Origin of the sequence: Agromyces binzhouensis (genome assembly GCF_004135055.1) — a bacterium.
In the GTDB taxonomy this organism is placed as follows: Bacteria; Actinomycetota; Actinomycetes; order Actinomycetales; family Microbacteriaceae; genus Agromyces; species Agromyces binzhouensis.
Map to the genome: position 1 here is coordinate 1 of NZ_SDPL01000276.1, position 4,255 is coordinate 4,255.

The 4,255-nt window shown below is 71.4% G+C and carries 5 protein-coding genes and 1 pseudogene; all 6 read right to left on the reverse strand.

Going from position 1 to position 4,255, the window contains the following annotated elements; translation table 11 throughout:
* Positions 1–181, reverse strand: a 181-nt coding sequence (locus tag ESO86_RS19765) for a hypothetical protein (protein WP_422836494.1), incomplete at its 3' end; no start/stop codon positions are given.
* A gap of 5 nt (positions 182–186) precedes the next feature.
* Entirely contained in the window at positions 187–1,020 is an 834-nt protein-coding gene (locus ESO86_RS12420; RefSeq protein ID WP_129235313.1) for a DUF4397 domain-containing protein, read from the reverse strand.
* Positions 1,021–1,204: 184 nt separating this feature from the next.
* On the reverse strand, positions 1,205–1,573 hold the full coding sequence (locus ESO86_RS12425; RefSeq protein ID WP_129235310.1) for an FKBP-type peptidyl-prolyl cis-trans isomerase: 369 nt from the start codon (positions 1,571–1,573) through the stop codon (positions 1,205–1,207).
* Positions 1,574–1,818: 245 nt separating this feature from the next.
* Complete coding sequence (locus ESO86_RS12430) at positions 1,819–2,238, reverse strand: DUF779 domain-containing protein (protein ID WP_129235311.1); 420 nt, start codon at positions 2,236–2,238, stop codon at positions 1,819–1,821.
* A 13-nt stretch (positions 2,239–2,251) separates the two neighbouring features.
* The gene (exaC, locus tag ESO86_RS12435; protein ID WP_129235312.1) at positions 2,252–3,775 is read right to left on the reverse strand and encodes an acetaldehyde dehydrogenase ExaC; all 1,524 of its coding nucleotides are present in this window, start codon (positions 3,773–3,775) and stop codon (positions 2,252–2,254) included.
* Positions 3,776–3,912: 137 nt separating this feature from the next.
* Positions 3,913–4,255: pseudogene (locus ESO86_RS18970) on the reverse strand (transcriptional regulator); the annotation flags it as partial.

Below are 4,255 nucleotides of genomic sequence, written 5' to 3' on the forward strand. Positions count from 1 at the left end.
CGGCGGGCCGGGCGGCCGTCGCCTCGGACGTGGTCGCTTCGGGAGTCGCCGTCGGCGACGCGGCGGGGTCGGTCTCGTCACGCTCGCCGGGTGCCATCGCGCACCCGACGAGGAGGACGAGCACGGCGACGGCCGCGACCGGGGGCCCGAACACCCCGGCCGCGACCGTCTTCCCCCGCATGGTGATCAGCGCTCGGCCTTCGCGGACGCGGTCTTGCGGACCGCACCGGCGGCGATCGCGATCACCGAGAGCGCCGCGATGCCCGCGGCCGCCCAGAGCCCGAACACGCGCTCAGGTGCGTTCGTCGCGACGAGTCCGGCAGCCCCGGCCGGGACCCCGTCGGGGCTCGAGTGCATGCCCGTCACCGTCTGGACCGCGAGTGCGAGCGTGTCGTCCTCGAGGCTCCCCCAGGCGTAGGCGATCGTCAGCGTGCCCTCCGCGACGTCGACGGGTGCCGGCCCGAGCACCGGGTCGGTCGTGCCCGCGGCGGCGACCGAGGCCTCGACGGTGCCCGCGGGCAGGTCGAGCGATGCCTCGTCGGGGTTCGCGAGGTCGGTGATCACGGCCTCGCCACCGGCGAGGACGTCGACGGCGGGTGCCGCGGCGACGTGGCGCACCGTGAGGCGGCCCTCCCCGGCGGCGATCTCCGAGACGTCGTTCGTGAACAGGTTCGCGGTCGGGTTGCCCTCGGCGTCGAGGTTCGCGACGGCCGTGTAGTTCCCGCCCGCCTCGAGCGGCAGGTCGACGGGCCCGATCACGGGCTCGGAGGCGTCTGCGGCGTCGGCGGCGGTGATCGCGACGGAGTACGTTCCCGCGGCCAGCTCGAGCGGGCCCGCCAGGTCGCCCGGCTCGAAGTCGTCGAGCGTCAGTTCGTCGTTGACGTACACGTCGACGGTGAGGCCGGGAACCCCGTGCAGCACGGAGAGCATGGCCGCGTCCTCGGCGGCGTTGGCCGGAGCGAGTCCGCCGAGCGCGACGAGCGCTCCGGCGCCGATTCCGGCGGCGATGATCTTCTTCATGGTGTCCTCCCGGTCGTACCCGCGGTTCGCGGGTCGGATCTTGCCTGACACCACTTCCTTCCGACCGAACGGGCCGATCGGATGCACATGCATGGAAAGATCCCGAAACCGGCGCCGCCCGGGCACGACGAAGGCCGGCGCCCGGGTACGGTGCGCCGGCCTCCGGCCGTTCAGGGGGCTCGGGTCAGCTGACGCCGAGCAGGTCGATCACGAAGATCAGGGTCTTGCCCGACAGCGGGTGGCCGCCGGCGGTGCCGTAGGCCTTCGCCGGGGGCACGGTGAGCTTGCGTCGCCCGCCGACCTTCATGCCGGGGATGCCCTCCTGCCACCCGGCGATGAGCGCCTGCAGCGGGAAGTTGATCGACTGGCCGCGGCTCCACGACGAGTCGAACTCCTCGCCCGAGTCGTACTCGACGCCGAGGTAGTGCACGTCGACCGTCGAGCCGGGCGCGGCCTCCGCTCCGTCGCCGACGACGAGGTCCTCGATGACGAGTTCCACGGGCGCCGGGCCCTCGGGAGCCTCGACCTCGGGCTTGCTGTTCGTATCAGTCATGGGTCCATCCAAACGGATGCCGCGTCCCGGTTCAATCGCGGACACCCGTCCACCGCACTCTTGCGCGGATGGCGAACACGATGCAGTCTGTAGCCCTAAAGAGCTCGTCGCCCCGGAGTGCTGTCGGCTGAGGCCACACCACGGGGCGACGAGTTTCTTCGTGTGCGGAGGCCATCGGGACCACCGCGACGAGGAAGGGGCAGGCTGCGGAATCGCCGCCCCGCGGCGTGGAGCTGTGGTGCGGCTCACTCCTCCATGAGCCGCGAGCGGATGAGGAATCGCACGCCCTCGGGCGCCTCGAGCGAGAACCCGCTCCCCCGGCCCGGTACGACGTCGACCGTGAGGTGCGTGTGCCGCCAGTACCGGAACTGCTCCGCCGACATCCAGAACGGCACGACCCGCCCGGAGCCGAGGTCGAGCTCCCCGAGCAGCACGTCGGCGGCGCTCGTGACGAGATCCCCGGCCGGGTAGCACATCGGCGCGCTCCCGTCGCAGCATCCGCCCGACTGGTGGAACATCAACGGCCCGTGCTTCGCCCACAGCGTCGCGAGCAGGACGCCCGCCGCGGGCGTGAGCTCCACCCGCGGCGAGACGTCGCCCTCGACCGTGACCGACGCGACCACGCGTGCGGCGAGCGCCGCGACATCCGTCGTCTCGATCGTCATGGCCGGCTGCCGATCAGAAGTACCCGAGCGGGTTCTCGCTGTAGCTGACGAGGAGGTTCTTCGTCTGCTGGTAGTGCGCGAGGGCCTCCTTGTTGTTCTCGCGGCCGATGCCCGAGGACTTGTAGCCGCCGAACGCCGCACCCGCGGGGTACGCGTGGTAGTTGTTCACCCACACGCGGCCCGCCTGGATGTCGCGACCGGCGCGGTACGCCTCGTTGCCGTTGCGGCTCCAGACGCCGGCGCCGAGGCCGTAGAGCGTGTCGTTCGCGATCCGGATCGCGTCGTCGTAGTCCTCGAAGCTCGTGACCGCGACGACGGGTCCGAAGATCTCCTCCTGGAACAGGCGCATCCGGTTCTCGCCCTCGAAGATCGTCGGGGCGACGTAGTAGCCCTCGCTGAGGTCGCCGCCGAGGTCGACGCGCTCACCGCCGAGGAGCAGCTTCGCGCCCTCCTTCTTGCCGATGTCGATGTAGCTCAGGATCTTCTCGAGCTGGTCGTTCGACGCCTGCGCGCCGACCTGCGTCTCGGTGTCGAGCGGATTGCCCTGGCGGGCGAGCCTCGTGCGCTCGATCGCGTCGTCGAGGAAGGTGTCGTAGATCGACTTCTGGATGAGCGACCGGCTCGGGCACGTGCAGACCTCGCCCTGGTTGAACGCGAACAGGCTGAAGCCCTCGAGGGCCTTCTCGTAGAACGCGTCGCGGCGGTCGGCGACCGACTCGAAGACGATGTTCGGGCTCTTCCCGCCGAGTTCCACGGTCGAGGGGATGATGTTCGCCGAGGCGTACTGCAGGATGAGCCGGCCCGTCGTGGTCTCGCCCGTGAACGCGATCTTCCGGATGCGGTTCGACGACGCGAGCGGCTTGCCCGCCTCGACGCCGAAGCCGTTGACGACGTTGAGCACGCCCGCCGGAAGCAGGTCGGCGATGAGCTCGACGAGCACCAGGATCGAGACGGGCGTCTGCTCGGCGGGCTTCAGCACGACCGCGTTGCCCGCGGCCAGGGCCGGGGCGAGCTTCCACACGGCCATGAGCAGCGGGAAGTTCCACGGGATGATCTGTCCGACCACGCCGAGCGGCTCGTCGAAGTGGTAGGCGACGTTGTCCTCGTCGAGCTGCGTGAAGCTGCCCTCCTGCGCGCGGATGAGGCTCGCGAAGTAGCGGAAGTGGTCGCTCGCGAGCGGCAGGTCGGCGTTCAGCGGCTCGCGGATCGACTTGCCGTTGTCCCACGTCTCGGCGACCGCGAGGAGCTCGAGGTTCGCATCGATGCGGTCGGCGATGGCGTTCAGGATGGCCGCGCGGTGCGCCGTGCTGGTGCGGCCCCACGCCGGGGCGGCCCGGTGCGCCGCATCGAGCGCGGCCTCGATGTCGGCGGCGGTGCCGCGGGCGACCTCGGCGAAGGGCTTGCCGTTCACCGGTGAGATGTCGTCGAAGTAGGCGCCCTCGACGGGCTTCACCCACTCGCCGCCGATGAAGTGCTCGTAGCGCGGCTTGAACTGGATCAGTGCGCCGGCGGTGCCGGGCGCGGCGTACACGGTCATCGTGTCTCCTCGTGACGTCGTCGTCATGCCCTCGGAGTGGGGCGATCGTCACGGTACGAGTGCGCGCGTTGCGTCCCCGTTGCCCGGGGGTTGCAGGAGCGTTGCAGTGCGGGCGACGGATGCCTCGGGCTCGCGCGTCAGCGGAGCGCCGCGTCGATGCGCTCGAGGTGCGCGACCACCGAAGCTCGCCGCGGTGAACGCGGAGGCAGCACCTCGAGGAGCGCGCGCCAGATCCCGGCGTCGTAGCGGTGCTCGTCGCGCTCGGCGAACTCCGCGAGCAGCTCGGGCGACGCGTCGGCGATCATCGACTCGCGCAGCCGGCTCGCGAGCTCGTCGCGGAGCTCGACGATGCCCGGGGCGACCGAGGCGGGGAGAAGCGGCCCGGGGTACCGTTCGAGCGCCCGGCGCAGTGACCCCTGCCCGACGAGCCGGGCGACGCCCGCGGCGTCGACGTCGAGCTCGCGCCCGAGGCGGTACGGG

Excerpts from the sequence above, each read along its gene's own strand:
- ESO86_RS12425 (WP_129235310.1), bottom strand. The coding sequence starts at position 1,573 with ATGACTGATACGAACAGCAAGCCCGAGGTCGAGGCTCCCGAGGGCCCG.
- exaC (WP_129235312.1), bottom strand. The coding sequence starts at position 3,775 with ATGACCGTGTACGCCGCGCCCGGCACCGCCGGCGCACTGATCCAGTTC.
- ESO86_RS12430 (WP_129235311.1), bottom strand. The coding sequence starts at position 2,238 with ATGACGATCGAGACGACGGATGTCGCGGCGCTCGCCGCACGCGTGGTC.
- ESO86_RS12420 (WP_129235313.1), bottom strand. The coding sequence starts at position 1,020 with ATGAAGAAGATCATCGCCGCCGGAATCGGCGCCGGAGCGCTCGTCGCG.